Origin of the sequence: Dehalobacter sp. (assembly GCF_030063005.1) — a bacterium.
Taxonomy (GTDB): Bacteria; Bacillota; Desulfitobacteriia; order Desulfitobacteriales; family Syntrophobotulaceae; genus Dehalobacter; species Dehalobacter restrictus.
The window spans coordinates 132,317-147,821 of sequence record NZ_JAPDHR010000052.1 but is presented as its reverse complement, the minus strand read 5'-3'; the positions used below and the strand labels follow the sequence as shown (position 1 = coordinate 147,821).

Sequence of the window (15,505 nt, the reverse complement as noted above, 5' to 3'; positions counted from 1 at the left end):
AGTTTGGCTACGCCCTCCCTTTTTATTCATTTTAATCTGTTGGTTATTATTATCTTATCTGTTCTTACTTTACGTTAAAGCTCCTTTGAAAGGCCTGCTCCAGAATCTCCATTGCCTTGTCAATTTCGTCAAATGTGACTGTAAGCGGCGGTAGGAAACGCAGGGTCTTGCCGCCGACGCAGTTAATTAGCAATCCGTTTGCACAGCAGTTGTTGACAATCTCGGGGCCGTTTTCTTCAACAGGCAGGCCGACCATCAGCCCGAGTCCCCTGACCTTACCGGGCAAATCAAATTTTTCAGCTAACTTCTGCAGCTTATCCTGGAAATAATACCCCTTGTTCTCAATCCCGGTCAGAAAATCTTCCCGAGTCATGATCTCCATTACTTTGCAGCCGACAGCCGAAACCAGGTGGTTGCCTCCGAAAGTCGAAGCATGGTCTCCCGGCTGGAAAGAAGCTGCTGCGTTGTCTGTTGCTAGCATCGCGCCAATTGGCACACCGTTGCCCAGCGCTTTGGCCAGCGTCAGGATATCCGGCTTTACGCCGGACCACTCGTAGGCAAACAGTTTCCCGGTCCTGCCCAGCCCACACTGGACTTCGTCAAAGATCAGCAGCGCCCCATACTTGTCGCATAATTCTCTGGCTTTTTGCAGAAACTCACGTGAAACAGGGTGCACACCGCCTTCCCCTTGCACAGGTTCGATCATTACAGCCGCAGTCTCCTCATTGATGACGCCTTCCAGTTCACTCAAATCATTCATCGTGGTATAGGAGAATCCTTCCGGCAGCGGCTCATATCCCTTCTGGTACTTGGCCTGGCCTGTGGCTGTTATCGTTGCTAGCGTCCTGCCATGGAACGAATTCTTCAGGGATACGATCTGAATTTTCTCAGCCCCAAAATGTTCCTTGGCATACTTCCTCGCCAGTTTGATGGCAGCTTCATTGGCCTCCGCTCCGCTGTTGCAGAAGAATACTTTATTCGCAAACGAATTGTCCGTTAGCAGCTTCGCGAGTTTGACCTGCCCAGGGATCCAGTACAGATTTGAGGTATGCAGGATCTCTCCGGCCTGTTCGCAGATGATTTCCACGATCTCCGGATTGGCATGCCCCAGTGAGGTTACAGCCAGACCTGCGACAAAGTCCAGATATTGCTTGCCGTCACTGTCCCAGACCAGCGATCCGGATCCTTTGACTAACGCCATTGGCAAACGGCCATACGTATTCATGACATTTTCTTTGCCCATCGCGATCATTTGTTCCGTATTCAGCTCTATATTCATATCGACTATCGACCTTTCTTCTCTATAATACAATTTATTGAATATTCTCCGTTTATTTAATCATCGTCCCGATCCCGCCGTCAGTAAACAACTCCAGCAAAATCGCATGCGGCTGTCTGCCGTCCAGGATATGAACGGTACCTGTTCCCTGTTCCAGCGCGTTTACTGCACATTCTACTTTCGGTATCATTCCGCCTTTAAAGATCCCTTCCGTCATCATTGCCGGTACATCTTCCTTCGGGATAACGGAAATAAGAGACTCCGGATCATTGATATCTTTCATAATCCCCTTAACATCGGTCAAAAGCAGGAATTTGTCAGCTTTTAAGGATCCGGCGATGGTTCCGGCAGCCGTATCGGCATTTACATTATAGCTTTCCCCATCATCTCCACCGGCCAGCGGTGAAATAATCGGAATATATCCCTGATCCAAAAGGCTGGTAATGATCCCCGGCGTAACCCTCTTGATCTCACCGACATACCCAAGATCGATTTCCTCGACCAATCCTTGTTCATTTGCCAATTGCATCGGTTTCTTCTCGGCGACGAGCAGTTTAGCATCCTGGCCGTTCAGCCCTACTGCCTTTCCTCCAAAGCTGTTTAGCATCGAAACAATCTCCGTGTTCAGCTTTCCGACCAGGACCATCGCTGCAATTTCCATGGTCTCTTTATCCGTAACCCTTAAGCCCCGCACAAACGTGCTTTCTTTACCGACACGTTTCAGCATCGTATTGATTTCCGGTCCTCCGCCGTGAACAATAACCGGACGGATACCAACCGTATGCAGCAGCAGGATATCGAGCATGACTTTTTCTTTAAGCTCCTGATCAATCATGGCATGCCCGCCGTATTTGATCACAACGGTAGACCCGGAGAACTTTTGAATATACGGCAAGGCTTCGATCAGAATATTGGCCTTATCCAGATTGCTGATCTTCACACTGAAATCTTCCATTTTGATGCGCCTCCTTTACTCCTCTTCATAAGGTGTCTCAAAAGACTCAAGTGTTTTAAACAGATAATTACCAGTAACTAACACTTATATTTAATAGTCACTCAATTACGCTGACATTATTACGTCCGGTAATCAGCGTTGATGTCAATATACTTATGTGTAAGATCACAACCCCAGGCCACAGCCTGTTCTTTTCCGTCACCCAGAACGACGTCGACCTTAATATCTGTATTCTTCAGCAAAACCGAAGCTTCCGTCTCGGAAAATGGCAGGCCCTGTCCGTGTGCAGCGACCTGCAGTCCGTTCAGGTAGATATCCGCTTTATTCGGATCAAAGCTGGCTCCGGAGTATCCCGCTGCAGCCAGGATCCTTCCCCAGTTGGCATCTTCGCCATACATAGCCGATTTCACCAAATTAGAGGAACAGACACTGCGGGCAATCATTCTAGCTGCTTCCAATGATGCGGCCCCTGCAACTTTCACTTCCAGGAACTTGCTGGCCCCTTCGCCGTCTCTTGCAATCGCTTTGGCCATCGTACAGCAGGCTTCCCGGACCATGGCAGAAAAATTCTCCCATTCCTGACCTTCCGGCGCAACTCCCGATAATCCGTTGGCCAAGATCACGACCATATCGTTCGTACTGGTGTCGCCATCCACGGTTACCATATTAAAGCTTTCATCCGTTGCCGCCTTCAGCAGTCCTTTCAGCTTATCCTGTGCAACCTGCGCATCCGTCGTGATAAAACAAAGCATCGTTCCCATATTAGGATGGATCATGCCCGAGCCTTTGGCCATGATACCAAGTTTTATAGTGCCCTGGGCGCACTGCAGTTCCAAAGCAAGTTCTTTGCAAACCATGTCTGTGGTCATTATAGCCGACGCCGCCTGGTGGGCGTATTCGGTTTTTTCACTTTCGGAGACTTTTCCCTTAAGTGCCTGAACTTCCTTTGCGGCCGTCCTGATTCCTGCGATGACTTTAGCCAGCGGCAGTTCCTGTCCGATTACCCCTGTGGACGATACCAGGATATCTTCCGGAGCAAGAGCGAGCTCTTCTGCGGTCACCTTGGCCATCTCCGAGGCAGCGTTGTCACCAATCTCGCCCATACAGGCATTGGCATTACCACTGTTGACAATAACAGCCTGCGCTTTGCCGTCTGCAAGATGTTTCTCGGTGAGTACCAGCGGGTGGGCCTTCACGACATTGCGCGTGAACGTCCCTGCCGCACTGGCCGGGGTTTCAGATAAGATCAGCGCCAGATCGTATTTGTCTTTATATTTGATTCCTGCTTTGACCCCGCAGGCATAAAATCCAAGCGGCGCGGAAATCCCGCCATTTATTTCTTTCCAGGGATACAATTTATCCATCATTTCTATTCCTCCTTAGATCGTTTCTGTGTCTGTATGTTTGGGGACAAAAAAACGTCCATTTGTCTCCCTATGGCCAGAGCGCGGTGGTTTGAAGCCCAGTCGTTTCCGGCAGATCAAACAGGATGTTCATATTCTGGATGGCTTGGCCGGATGCTCCTTTGACCAAATTGTCAATAACGGAAACCAGGACGACCCTGCCGGTCCGCTGGTCATATCTTAGCTGAAGGAATGCGTGGTTGCTCCCATTCGTATATTTCGTCTGGGGCCACTCTCTTTCCGGCATCACATGAATAAACGGTTCCTTCTCGTAATCTTGCTGCCAGCAATCCCGCAGTTCCTGCTCCGTTATTCCGCTCTTGACACCGGCATAGATGGTAGCCAGTATGCCTCGGGTCATTGGTACGAGATGTGGGGTAAAACTAATCACGACTTTCGCATCCGCCGCACCGCTTAACTGCTGCTCGATCTCCGGTGTGTGGCGATGCACACCAACACCGTAAGCTTTAAAATTCTCATTCACTTCGGAATAATGAAGGTTCTGAACAATCCCGCGGCCTGCTCCTGAGACCCCCGACTTGGCATCGATGATGATACTGTTCGGATCAAGCAGCCCTGCCCGGAGTAGCGGTACCAGCGCTAGCTGGGATGCTGTGGGATAACAGCCCGGATTCGCCACAAGGGCTTTCCCCGCAATTTCATTTCTGTATAGTTCAGGCAGTCCGTAAACAGCCTTTGGCAGTAAAGCCGGATCAGCATGCTTAACCTTATACCAATTTTCATACTCCTGGGCGTCTTTAAGTCTGAAGTCGGCTCCAAGATCCACGATTTTTATGCCGTGTTCCATCAATTCCCTAGCTCTAGCCGCTGCTATGCCATGCGGAAGCGCCATAAACACCACGTCGACATCAGGTAGCTCCTCTGTCTCCAGCACATTCTCCAGACTTTCCTGAAGGTGAGGGCAAATATCTGAAATACGCTTTCCCGCAGATGTAGAAGAGCCCAAATGCGCCAGCGTGACCTCTGGATGGTTATTTAATAAACGAAGCAGTTCCTGCCCTGTATAGCCGGTTGCTCCAAGAATTCCAACTTTAATCATCTATATCCCTCCTGTAACGGTAATGCAGCGTTTAGTCTATTTAATAATTATACACACGGACGAATAATTATTCAATACTTAAGCCATTTATTTTTACTTTTCTCCAATACTTCTTTTAAATTATTCTGATCAAGTTCTCTAAAGTTTATCTTACTATACATTCCGTCTTTTTCCAAAAAAAAATACTCTCCGTTATGCGAAAAGTATTTTTCATGAGACCTTACAACACGTCTTTAGGCATCATTAATAACATTAATGAATATGCACCTTCGTTCCTGCGGAATGTTGTCATAAATCCATTTGGCGTTTTCCACTTCGAGCCTGATACAGCCATGAGAAGCCGGTGTGCCAAGTTTAGTCGCTTCTTCGGCAATCATTTTTTTCTGTTCATCCATCGGGACGGAATGGAAAAGGTATACACCCCAGTCTTTGAAAGAGACCCAGTATTTGGCGCCCTGCTGGTATTTTTCCGAGAAAAACCATTCGCCACGGTTTTGAATTTCAAAATCCCCCAGCGGAGTCAAATTATTGACGCCTGTCGACGCTGTAAATTGTTTGATTTCAGAGTCCCGATAATAGATCCGGACAATTTGTTCGGTCACATCAACATCAATCCGGTAGTGGCTTTGCTGTGTTTCCTGAGAGTTGGCCGTTTCCTGCTGTCTATTCGCGGATTCCTGCTGTTGTACTTCAGCATTCTGATTGTTTTCTGTACCCTGGTTATTCCCACCGCTGTTTTCAGCCGTTCCATTCTGTTGGTTATGATAAGAAGTCTGGTTATCTTGCGGGGTTGTCTGGTCCTGATTAGAATTGTACCGAGAAAACACACTGACTACTTCAGATCCGCCCAGAAAGCTCATTAACCCGGCAACAATAAATAATATAACTACCGTGGCAATTGCGATTTTAGATTGTTTTCTTTTCAAAATGATCTTCTTCCTTTGCTGCGTAATGGGTTCATTTCTGATGTTCTTATTAAACCCTGAACCGATAGCCCGCTCCCCATACCGTTTCGATATATTGCGGGTTGGAAGGGTCGCTTTCAATTTTATCGCGCAGCCGGGCGATATGAACCGTGACCGTAGCGGAATCACCGAGTGCCTCAAGTCCCCAGACCTTTTCGAATAATTCGTCTCTGCCGAATACCCGGTTGGGATGCTTGGCCAGATATAAAAGCAGCTCAAATTCTTTCTGGGCGAGATTTGCTTCCCGGTTATGGATATAGACCCTGCGGGCTTCTTTCTCGATCCTGAGTCCACGGATCACAACAGCGTTGTTGCTTATCTGCTTTTCGCTGAATTTCTTCTTCAGTTTTTCATAATTCTGCAGATGAGCTTTGACCCTGGCGACAAGTTCACCGGGGCTGAAGGGTTTCGTGATATAATCATCCGCTCCGAGATTAAAGCCTTTGATTTTGTCGATTTCCTCTTTTTTAGCAGATACCAAAATCACAGGGACCTCTTTTTCATCTCTTAGACTGCGCAGAATCTCCAGACCATCCAGACCCGGAAGCATGATATCAAGGATTAGAAGATCATAGCCGTTTTCCTGGAACTGCTTCAGACCGGCAGAACCATCCGCACAAATGTCGGCTGCAAAACCTTCCACTTCCAGGTAATCTTGTTGCAGTTCCGCAATATTCAGATCATCTTCAATAATCAGAATTTTTTTCATAACAGTCCTCGTTTTGGATGGTGTTCTTCATGTAGATTTAGAGTTGACGTGGTACTAGTCTTTAAGATAGGCCAGTGAAATCAGAATACTCATTCCTTCCTTGCCGTGGGACATTGCCCAGATAATCCCCTGATGCCCCTCGACAACCTGTTGGGCAATCGCAAGTCCGAGGCCGCTTCCCTCAATCCCTGTTCTGGCCTGATCGGAACGGTAAAACCGGTCAAAAATATACGGCAGATCCTTTTCACTGACTCCACACCCATTGTCCTGAAACTCCATAATAATACTGGAAGGAGTCTCCCTGAGCAGAACCCTTATCACTGCCTCATCTTTGTCCATATACTTACGGGAGTTATCCAGAATGTTCATTACAATTCTTTTCATTCGTTCCCGATCAAGAAAAACGCAGCGCTTTTGGGTCAGGTCACTGAACATTTCCGTGTGTATTCTATTGTTTTCGAGTTCAGGTTCACTTTCCAGCAAACAGCTTCTAATAAATTCCTGAACATCGGTCCTTTCAAAATTAAACGGAATCTGGTTTAGATCAAGTTTGGCGTAGAGCAGCAAATCATCAATCATCTTATCAACCTGCTCAGCCTTTACATAGATGGTTTTTAAATATTTCTCCGTTTTTTCCGGGGTATTTGCGACGCCATCCAAAATGCCTTCAACATAACCCTTAATCGACGTAACGGGAGTCTTTAAATCATGGGATATGCTGGATATCAGCATTTTTCTGTTGTCTTCATATTTCAGCTGGGTATGGATCGATTCCTTGAGCTTAAGGCGCATAAGCTCGAGGTCCCGGCACAATGCTTCAATCTCCCGGTCACCTTCTTCGGCAATCTGGCAGTCCAGGTTGCCGGTCCGAATCTCATCTGCAGCATGCTGCAGGTGATTTAGGGGCTGCAAAACCGCCCGCGAAAACTGATAGGAGATCAGGATGTTCGTAGCAATAAAAGTGCAAAGAAACGTCAGGCCGATCACAATGAGAAATTGAATCAGGCCGTTAGCTTCCTGATCCGGCGGAACGAGCAGCAGCACGGTTCCTCCGGCGGCATCTGCGGGATCCTGCTCAATAATTTGAACCGTAAAGGACTGACTGCTGATCACAATGGTTTCCTTGCCAGGCTTGTTTTGCCCTGCTTCCAGGGCCTTAGCCAGCTCAATCTTGCCAATTCCCGGTGCATCCAGCGAGGTATAGATCACGCTATCATCCTTCAGGATGATCAGTTCGCCTCCGATTTCGGCTATTTTCTGGCGCAACAGCCGCTGAAACTTTTCATCAGCAATCGCGTCGGGGCTCTCCTGCTGGATCAGTCTTTCTGTATCCATCAGTGCTGCTTCAATCTTAGAGGCCCGCTGGTAGCTTTCCCAGGAATATATATTGCCATATAGTTTGCTGTATATAAACAGATACGCTATGGCGACCAGTGCTGTAATCAGTACCGGAATCGCCACGGTAGCTGCATTTGCTGCAATTAAACGCTTCTTAAGATTCATTGCCGGTCCTCTTATTCAGTCATTTAGCATCATTTTAAGCAAATTCTGAAATCTAGAACTCTTTTTTATCAAACAAATAAAACCCCGCTGCAAAAAACATCAATGCGTAGCCAAGCATCAGACAAAACTCCCGGCCAATCTTCGCCAGCGGCAAAGAATTGGCCAGCCACAAATTGTACCAGTCGAGCTGTGTGGTAATCAACAGGCTTGCGTACTCAGAAAAGAAAATACCAAAAGCCTTGATGGCCAGAAAGACAATAATTGCAACAAAAAATACCGACGTGCCGCTCTTTAGAATATTGGCCAAAAACACAATCCCTAGGGCCAATGTAAACAGCGGAAACAGGCTGATCACATAAACGAGCACGGTTCTCGCTACAGCGGTAATCGTAGCGGAATTGGCATTAAACAGAAAACCGGCAAGCATGGAGAAGACCATTAAGATCAGCAGGTTGGCCAGAATAAAGACTGCAATAGCTGTGACTTTGGCCGTATAGATTTTTAGCCTGCTGACCGGCCTGGTCAGCGTGACGCGCATCAGGTTATGGGAGAACTCCCCGGAAAAACAGTCAATGGCAATGAGCGCTGTAAACAGCGGCAGAATCGTATTGACGACGACCGACAAAACCAGTACGGGAAATTCTACGCTGCCGGCGCCTCTTACGCCAAAGCCGCTTCTGACACCAACGACAGCCAGCTGCCCCAGTACAATCACAACCAGTGAAATAATCAGCGCAACCAGGGCTTTTTTCTTTTTGTACAGCTTTTCAATTTCATTGATCAAAGCAGCTTTATACGCGGCCATTGCGTTCCACCTCACTGACAAAGTAATTCTCCAACGTGGCGTAATTTTGCAGAATCTCTTCCGTGCTGTCCACATTGAGCATCTTTCCATTGACGATGACCCCGATCCTGCTGCAGGTAAGTTCGACATCATGGATCAGATGGCTTGAAATAAAAAAGGTGGTTCCTTCCTGTTCAGCCATCTGCTTAATGAGATTACGGACATCGATCATCCCCTCGACATCGAGTCCGTTCAATGGCTCATCCAGGATCAAAACTTTGGGCCTGGCCAGAATAGCTGCAGCTAAACCCAAACGCTGCTTCATGCCCAGGGAAAACTTCCTAGGTTTTTCCTGTTTGTATTTGATCATACCGGTAAGCTCCAGAACCTCATCAATTCTGCAGTCATCGACTCCCTGATAATACCGGGCACGCTGCCTTAAGTTCTCATAAGCGGTCAAAAACGGATAAGAGTCAGCAATTTCAATAATACAGCCAACTTCCGCCATGGCCTTCTCGTACGATTCGGTAATACTATGCCCGAAAATCCTGACGTCACCGCGGTCCGGCCGGATTAATCCGGTCATGATCTTCATTGCCGTTGTTTTTCCTGCACCGTTTGGCCCAAGAAAACCAAAAATATCCCCCTGATTAATTTCCAGGTTAATATCGTCAATGCCCCGGCCATTTTTATACAGTTTGGTCAGGCTGCATATTTCAATCACTTTTTCCATTTAATTGCCCCCATTGCGCACTGCAAGGAGCCTGCCGGGATACCCCGGCAGCTCCAATTTTAAGCTATTTGCTATTTGCTATTTGTTATTCGTTTTGTTACTTGTTATTCGTTATCTGTCATCTAACAGCATCTGTTCATTCCAGGACAGGCGAGAAGACGGAATCGTAAGACCCATTAGACATGTTCAAGTTGAAATACACCTTGGCATTTGCTTCATCCAGATAGATACTTCCGGACCGGTTCGATCCATCATTATCTCTGAATTCAAACATGGCATCCGATTTTGCCTGATTGGAAGTTGTGGCGTCAAACGTAAAGGCCAAGGCATTCTGAGCATACGTTTCAAAGCCTTCTCTGTATTCCTCGGAATATTTTCCGGCAATATTTGCGCTCTCAACATGGGCGATTTGCAGAATGCGCTCGCCAATCTTGATAAATTTACCGTCTTGCTCAATGATAATATCGTTTTTAAATGTCCCGATAAATTTTTCAGGATTGGAGATCTGAGGTCCGGCACTGTTTCTTTCTGTTGTTCTCTGAACTTCTTTGCCGCTAAGATCCGGCTTCTGAACAACCGTTTCGTTGATATCCGTCAATTTTACAAGCGTTTCCATCGTAATTTCATGGACCTGTTCCTGTGCGTCCTTTCCGGATAATATCACTGTCGCCAGAATATAATCCAAGAGACCGTCCGAATTAACTGTGGCCGACCCTTCAATTTGTTTCACATAGATATCCTGCGTTAGTACAGGGATTCTGGCACGATAGCTGTTTTGTCCCGAAAAAGCCTGTTTGACCTGAAGGGAAGCCACCGCGTTGACTAAAGCCGGAATCTGTACTTCAGACAGGGAACCCGAAAGCCCTTTGCTGCCATCGGCATTTTCCTGAACAACCACATGGTCCTTCAAACTGCCGACAACCGCATCCACAATCTTCTCAACATCTTCCGCTTCATCCTGTTTAAAAGGATTGTCAAATACATCCGTTTCGCGCTCCTGGGTATATTCGGTATAGTAATAAGCTTCATTGCTGGTGCCGATATCCGTGCCATTGATCCAGGTATTCTTATCCGTATAGTAATAAGAATCGGAAACTTTTCCGTCTTGACTCAGACTGTGGGAGCTGTCTTCGGTCGCACCATTCAGCCGGTCAAACTTTTTGACATCGTTCTGGGAACTGATGATTTCACCGTTATACTTTATGGCAAATGAATAATCCAGGGTAAAGTTGTTAAATTTCTCTGAACAGCTCGCGGCGCTTTGCTTCAAGCCGTCCTTAAGCGTATCATAGCCGCTCTTGCTGACAATGTCCGCCAGTGCAGTCGTCGCAAACAACAGAATCCCGACAGTAAAGACTAACGGCAGCGCCGCTTTTTTAGATATTCTCATCTTCACTTACTCCTTTTCAAATATTGGAAAGCTTCCTGATCTTATTTTACTCCCAATATCTTGAATATCTGTAAACAGAATCTAAACAATTTATAAACAATGCTTCTGGGCAAAATGGACAATTCTTCTTTTTAGTTTTTTACTCTTTTTTACTCTTTGAAATTAATTTGAAATGGAATTAAGCACGAGTCTTTGAAAGGTCAGGTGCGTTGCAGCTTCCAAAGCGATTATCTGATATATTCGGGATTATCTGATATATTCGGGATTAATTGCGTATCTTCCTTTATTTATTACTAGGATGGTAATTTCAAAATTAATCGGCTGCCGCCACCGGCTGTTCCTTGGCCAGATAATTGCCCACTCCTTCGAAAATAGCCATGGCCAGCTGCTGCTGATAAGCACTTTCGTTTAATTTCTTTTCTTCCTCCGGATTGGACAGGAACCCGACTTCAATTGTCACGGCCACCATATCCGTATTCTTGAGGATAAAATAGCTTTGGTTTGCCTTTGCTTCCCGTTCTTTTGTTCCGACTTTATTCAAACTTTGCTGGATACTTTCAGCCAGCAGTTTTCCTCCATCGGATTCCGGATGATAAAACACTTGCGGGCCATGCTGTCTTTGATCGGAAAAACTATTGGCATGAATACTCAGATATATTTTAGCCTGGGATTCCATAGCGGTCTGAATCCGGTAGGCCAAGTCCTCTCTTTTGCGTTGAAGCAAGCTTAAAGAAGTCCCAAAATCCCGGTCCTGCTCCCTTAGCATCACAACTTTGCTTCCGGCCTGGGTGAAAAGTACCTGCAGCCTTTTAGAAACTTGCAGATTCACATCCTTCTCCAGGGTTTTATTGACACCAACAGCCCCAGGGTCAACCCCGCCATGACCGGCATCGATCGAAATGGTTACTCCGCCAAGTATCCAGCTCCATCCGGGAACATCCTTGGCGGTATGCACTGCTGTTTTCTGGCTGAGAAAAATACCGGTTACGGCCAGAAGAATGAGAATGCTTGATGCCAGTATAATCTTTGGTCTTGGCATTATCTGTCCGTGCATCAGTCCACTGATCCGTGAATAATTCAGGTGTTTGGCCATGGTTTTCCCCCTCTCACCTATATCTATGGTGAAGGGCAGTGAATTATTCAAAAGGGAATGATTTCAGCGACCTTTGATCGGATAAGGTTTGCCTGTCTGCATGCAGTGATTTTGTTTTGCCAATTACTTCACCTGTTTTCAACATAATACCCGCATTTTTATGGTCAAAATGATATCAGCAATTTTTTTATTCAATTAATAAAGTATAGAAAGGTAAAAAATGAGAAAAAGAGAAAAATCCCCCAACCTTTAGTTGAGGGATTCGCTGTTTCTTGGATATTAACGTTTCGAGAATTGAGGCGCTTTGCGGGCCTTTTTGAGTCCGTATTTGCGGCGCTCTTTCATACGCGGGTCACGGGTAAGAAAACCTGCGCGTTTTAAAGCCGGACGAAGACTTTCATCTGCTTTAAGCAAAGCTCTGGCAATACCCATTCTGAGGGCACCGGCCTGGCCGGTTGTACCGCCGCCGTGAACTCTGGCAATTAAATCGTATTTCCCTAAAGTTTCAGTAACTTCTAAGGGCTGCTGAACAATCATCTCTAAAGTTTTCTTGCCGAAGTATTCACTTAGGTCTCTGTCGTTAATCGTATATTTTCCGTTACCGGCCAGAAGTCTGACCCGGGCAACTGCATTTTTCCTTCTGCCTGTGCCTTGATACTGAAGCTGTGCTGACATGCTTTTACCTCCTTCCAACTATTTCATATTCCATACTTCTGCTTTTTGGGCCTGATGCGGATGTTCCGGTCCCGAGTATACTTTAAGTTTCTTATACATCTGTGCACCAAGTTTGTTGTGAGGAAGCATTCCTTTTACAGCATGTTCCATAGCTTTTTCGGGGGCTTTGCTCATCAGCACTCGGTAGGTCATTTCTTTCAGTCCGCCTGGATAACCGGTGTGCCAGCGATACATTTTCTTATCCAGTTTATTGCCGGTAATCAATGTTTTATCTGCATTGACGATAATGACAAAATCACCTGTGTCAACGTTCGGGGTAAATATCGGCTTATGTTTTCCTCTGAGCAAGCGGGCGGCTTCAGCTGCCACTCTTCCCAAAGAAACACCGGCTGCGTCAATGACTAACCATTTACGGTCCACCTCATGGGCTTTCGCAAATTGCGTGGTGGTCATGTTGGTTCCCTCCATTTTTAATCGCGTCCATCATGTTCTCATGTACGATTTTTGAGTTCGTTATATCATCACCGGACGTGAAGGGCTCATTCACGTTCGGTAAAAGACTACTTAAAAAGTTTAACTAAAATAACGTCTTTCGTCAACCTATGGTTTCCTGTTTCTTAAAGTTCCGGAAAGATTTCACCGGGACTGGATGCGTCATAATTGACATAGGTCAAGGTGAGTCCTCTGGCCGGAGCAGTTTCACCTGCTTTGGTTCGATCCCTGGACGCTAGTACTTCAGGGATTTCTTCCGGCTGTGTTCGGCCTTTACCCGCATCCATCAAGGTACCGGCAATAATTCTTACCATGTTATATAGAAACCCGTCACCAATACAGGTAACAACGATTTGTTCATCCAGCCAACATACTTTGCAGCGGTACAGTGTCCGGACAAAACTTTTAGCCGAAGACCCAGCAGCGGCAAATGCACTGAAGTCATGTTTCCCTTCAAGCTGGGAAGCAGCCATTTGCATGGCGCTGACATTCAGCTGCAACGGCTCATGGAGAGAATACAGTCTTCTGAATACGTCAGGAATTCGTCCGTTATCGATTCTGTAATCGTATCTCTTCCACTTGGCGCTTTTCCTGGCACTAAAATCTTCAGGCATATCCCTGGCCTCACGTATTCTGATATCATACGGCAGAATACTGTTCATGGCCTTAGGAATCTTCTCCTGCGGAATACGCGCTTCTGAGCAGAAATTAACCACTTGGCCGGCAGCGTGTACACCAGTATCCGTCCTGCCCGCTGTTGTGATTTTTATTTCTTCGGCAAAAAGCTTCTTCCAGACCTTTTCCAGTTCTCCCTGGATAGTTTGTCCATGTTCCTCTGGCTGGCGCTGGAATCCGTGGTAGTTTGTACCATCATAGGCTAATCGCAGAAGGATGTTGCGCATTTTTTTCTCCAGCAATCTTATAATATTGAACTGGACGGTATGCTTGTTTTCAAAAGAGCCAACAGGAAGTTCGAAGCTGAACATGTGTCAATGTTCAGAGGTACGATTCATGTGTGTGATTAATGGTTATCGATAGCTTATTTGGTTTCGTTACCCGGTATCAATCAATTCCTGGTATCCGGTTTCCGTTATCTGCGATCGAACACCGAACCTCGAACTTCGAACTTCGAAATTAGGCCTTCATCTTAGTCCACAAGCTCAACTAAAACCATTTCGGCAGCATCTCCACGACGATAGCCGTTTTTCATGATTCTGGTGTAGCCACCCTGCCTATCGGCATATTTCGGAGCTATTGTATCAAAAAGCTCTTTTACTACCGTCTCATCCAGCAAAAATTCCATCGCCTGACGTCTGGCAGCCAGGTCACCCCTTTTGCCTAGGGTAATCATTTTCTCTGCCAGGGAATTCAGTTCTTTTGCTCTTGCTTCTGTTGTCTCAATCTTTCCATGCTTCAGCAAGGAAGTTACAATATTTCTTAACATAGCCCTTCTGCGGCTCATGTTAACTCCAAGCTTACGGTATGCCAACTGTGATCCCCCCTTTAGGTTTAATCTTCCGGAGTACGGAATCCCAGCTCAAGTTCTCTGAGCTTGTGTTCGACTTCTTCCAGAGATTTGCGCCCAAGATTGCGTACTTTAATCATATCTTCTTCAGTTCTTTGTGTCAGTTCTTCAACGCTGTTTATGCCGGCGCGTTTCAGGCAATTATAAGATCTTACGGAAAGATCCAGTTCTTCAATGGTCATTTCCAGAATCTTATCTTTGGCCTCTTCTTCTTTTTCCACCATGATTTCAACATTACCCAGATTATCGTTCAGTCCGATAAAGAGCCTCAAATGTTCGCTCAAAATCTTGGCTGCGAGACTCGTTGCCTCTTTCGGGGTAATACTGCCGTTAGACCATACTTCCAGGGTAAGCTTGTCAAAGTCAGTCATCATACCGACCCGGGTATCTTCTACAGCATAGTTGACTTTATAAATTGGGGTAAAAATGGAATCGACAGGAATAACGCCGATTACCTGATCTGCTTTTTTATTCTTCTCAGCTGAGACATAGCCGCGGGAACGTTCGACGTTCATTTCCATGAAGAGACGTCCGTCTTTATCCAACGTGGCGATCTTCAAATCTGGATTGAGAATCTCAATATCGGGACCGGTGATAATGTCTCTTGCGGTAACAACCCGTTCCCCTTCACATTCCAAACGCAGAACGCGCGGTTCATCCGTATGGCCTTTGAGAGCGAGGGATTTAATATTGAGAATGATCTCAGTTACGTCTTCCAAGACTCCTGGAATGGTTGAGAATTCGTGTAGTACGCCTTCTATTTTTACTGAAGTAACCGCGGACCCGGGTAGAGAAGAAAGCAGGATACGACGCAGGGAATTCCCCAAGGTAATGCCATAGCCTCTCTCTAAGGGTTCAATAATGAATTTGGCATAGGTATTATCTTCAGATCTCTCAACACATTCAATATTGGGCTTTTCGATTTCAAGCATCGGAATG

Annotated in this window: 16 protein-coding genes; all 16 read right to left on the bottom strand. The window is 46.2% G+C overall.

The genetic code is table 11. From position 1 onward, the window contains the following. Window positions 1-64: 64 nt before the first annotated feature. On the bottom strand, window positions 65-1,279 hold the full coding sequence (locus OKX56_RS13395) for an aspartate aminotransferase family protein (RefSeq protein WP_025205212.1): 1,215 nt from the start codon (window positions 1,277-1,279) through the stop codon (window positions 65-67). Window positions 1,280-1,331: 52 nt separating this feature from the next. Further along, the gene (gene argB, locus OKX56_RS13390) at window positions 1,332-2,234 is read right to left on the bottom strand and encodes an acetylglutamate kinase (RefSeq protein WP_019225230.1); all 903 of its coding nucleotides are present in this window, start codon (window positions 2,232-2,234) and stop codon (window positions 1,332-1,334) included. Window positions 2,235-2,353: 119 nt separating this feature from the next. Further along, a complete protein-coding gene (gene argJ, locus OKX56_RS13385; protein WP_019225229.1) occupies window positions 2,354-3,601 on the bottom strand; it encodes a bifunctional glutamate N-acetyltransferase/amino-acid acetyltransferase ArgJ in 1,248 nt (415 codons plus the stop codon). 67 nt (window positions 3,602-3,668) lie between these two features. Further along, complete coding sequence (gene argC / locus OKX56_RS13380) at window positions 3,669-4,697, bottom strand: N-acetyl-gamma-glutamyl-phosphate reductase (protein WP_019225228.1); 1,029 nt, start codon at window positions 4,695-4,697, stop codon at window positions 3,669-3,671. Between the two features lie 233 nt (window positions 4,698-4,930). Then, on the bottom strand, window positions 4,931-5,623 hold the full coding sequence (locus tag OKX56_RS13375) for a L,D-transpeptidase (RefSeq protein ID WP_019225226.1): 693 nt from the start codon (window positions 5,621-5,623) through the stop codon (window positions 4,931-4,933). Window positions 5,624-5,672: 49 nt separating this feature from the next. Next, window positions 5,673-6,371 carry a response regulator transcription factor gene (locus OKX56_RS13370; protein WP_019225225.1) on the bottom strand — a complete coding sequence of 233 codons (699 nt, stop codon included), beginning with the start codon at window positions 6,369-6,371 and terminating at the stop codon, window positions 5,673-5,675. Between the two features lie 54 nt (window positions 6,372-6,425). Further along, window positions 6,426-7,874, bottom strand: coding sequence for a sensor histidine kinase (locus OKX56_RS13365; protein ID WP_026071833.1), 1,449 nt, complete (start codon window positions 7,872-7,874; stop codon window positions 6,426-6,428). A gap of 52 nt (window positions 7,875-7,926) precedes the next feature. Continuing rightward, window positions 7,927-8,679 carry a DUF2705 family protein gene (locus OKX56_RS13360; RefSeq protein WP_019225224.1) on the bottom strand — a complete coding sequence of 251 codons (753 nt, stop codon included), beginning with the start codon at window positions 8,677-8,679 and terminating at the stop codon, window positions 7,927-7,929. Continuing rightward, entirely contained in the window at window positions 8,666-9,391 is a 726-nt protein-coding gene (locus OKX56_RS13355) for an ABC transporter ATP-binding protein (RefSeq protein ID WP_019225223.1), read from the bottom strand. Before OKX56_RS13355 ends, OKX56_RS13360 begins: the two co-directional genes overlap by 14 nt. Before the next feature lie 136 nt (window positions 9,392-9,527). Beyond that, a complete protein-coding gene (locus OKX56_RS13350) occupies window positions 9,528-10,781 on the bottom strand; it encodes a hypothetical protein (RefSeq protein WP_019225222.1) in 1,254 nt (417 codons plus the stop codon). 313 nt (window positions 10,782-11,094) lie between these two features. Further along, window positions 11,095-11,874: an N-acetylmuramoyl-L-alanine amidase gene (locus tag OKX56_RS13345; RefSeq protein WP_019225221.1), complete on the bottom strand. Its 780-nt coding sequence runs from the start codon at window positions 11,872-11,874 to the stop codon at window positions 11,095-11,097. 279 nt (window positions 11,875-12,153) lie between these two features. Next, window positions 12,154-12,549 carry a 30S ribosomal protein S9 gene (gene rpsI / locus OKX56_RS13340; protein WP_015043912.1) on the bottom strand — a complete coding sequence of 132 codons (396 nt, stop codon included), beginning with the start codon at window positions 12,547-12,549 and terminating at the stop codon, window positions 12,154-12,156. 18 nt (window positions 12,550-12,567) lie between these two features. Then, window positions 12,568-13,002, bottom strand: a complete 435-nt coding sequence (rplM, locus tag OKX56_RS13335) for a 50S ribosomal protein L13 (protein WP_015043913.1) — start codon at window positions 13,000-13,002, stop codon at window positions 12,568-12,570. Between the two features lie 164 nt (window positions 13,003-13,166). Next, on the bottom strand, window positions 13,167-13,943 hold the full coding sequence (truA, locus tag OKX56_RS13330) for a tRNA pseudouridine(38-40) synthase TruA (RefSeq protein ID WP_242837015.1): 777 nt from the start codon (window positions 13,941-13,943) through the stop codon (window positions 13,167-13,169). Window positions 13,944-14,188: 245 nt separating this feature from the next. Next, window positions 14,189-14,530, bottom strand: a complete 342-nt coding sequence (rplQ, locus tag OKX56_RS13325; protein ID WP_025205209.1) for a 50S ribosomal protein L17 — start codon at window positions 14,528-14,530, stop codon at window positions 14,189-14,191. A gap of 20 nt (window positions 14,531-14,550) precedes the next feature. Then, window positions 14,551-15,498 carry a DNA-directed RNA polymerase subunit alpha gene (locus OKX56_RS13320; protein ID WP_019225218.1) on the bottom strand — a complete coding sequence of 316 codons (948 nt, stop codon included), beginning with the start codon at window positions 15,496-15,498 and terminating at the stop codon, window positions 14,551-14,553. Window positions 15,499-15,505 lie beyond the last annotated feature (7 nt).

What these genes read in the sequence shown, in the direction of transcription:
- OKX56_RS13360 (WP_019225224.1), bottom strand. Translation starts at nt 8,679, where the DNA reads ATGGCCGCGTATAAAGCTGCTTTGATCAATGAAATTGAAAAGCTGTAC.
- OKX56_RS13350 (WP_019225222.1), bottom strand. Translation starts at nt 10,781, where the DNA reads ATGAGAATATCTAAAAAAGCGGCGCTGCCGTTAGTCTTTACTGTCGGG.
- rplM (WP_015043913.1), bottom strand. Translation starts at nt 13,002, where the DNA reads ATGACCACCACGCAATTTGCGAAAGCCCATGAGGTGGACCGTAAATGG.
- truA (WP_242837015.1), bottom strand. Translation starts at nt 13,943, where the DNA reads ATGCGCAACATCCTTCTGCGATTAGCCTATGATGGTACAAACTACCAC.
- OKX56_RS13345 (WP_019225221.1), bottom strand. Translation starts at nt 11,874, where the DNA reads ATGGCCAAACACCTGAATTATTCACGGATCAGTGGACTGATGCACGGA.
- argB (WP_019225230.1), bottom strand. Translation starts at nt 2,234, where the DNA reads ATGGAAGATTTCAGTGTGAAGATCAGCAATCTGGATAAGGCCAATATT.
- OKX56_RS13370 (WP_019225225.1), bottom strand. Translation starts at nt 6,371, where the DNA reads ATGAAAAAAATTCTGATTATTGAAGATGATCTGAATATTGCGGAACTG.
- OKX56_RS13355 (WP_019225223.1), bottom strand. Translation starts at nt 9,391, where the DNA reads ATGGAAAAAGTGATTGAAATATGCAGCCTGACCAAACTGTATAAAAAT.
- OKX56_RS13320 (WP_019225218.1), bottom strand. Translation starts at nt 15,498, where the DNA reads ATGCTTGAAATCGAAAAGCCCAATATTGAATGTGTTGAGAGATCTGAA.
- argJ (WP_019225229.1), bottom strand. Translation starts at nt 3,601, where the DNA reads ATGATGGATAAATTGTATCCCTGGAAAGAAATAAATGGCGGGATTTCC.
- OKX56_RS13395 (WP_025205212.1), bottom strand. Translation starts at nt 1,279, where the DNA reads ATGAATATAGAGCTGAATACGGAACAAATGATCGCGATGGGCAAAGAA.
- argC (WP_019225228.1), bottom strand. Translation starts at nt 4,697, where the DNA reads ATGATTAAAGTTGGAATTCTTGGAGCAACCGGCTATACAGGGCAGGAA.
- rpsI (WP_015043912.1), bottom strand. Translation starts at nt 12,549, where the DNA reads ATGTCAGCACAGCTTCAGTATCAAGGCACAGGCAGAAGGAAAAATGCA.
- OKX56_RS13365 (WP_026071833.1), bottom strand. Translation starts at nt 7,874, where the DNA reads ATGAATCTTAAGAAGCGTTTAATTGCAGCAAATGCAGCTACCGTGGCG.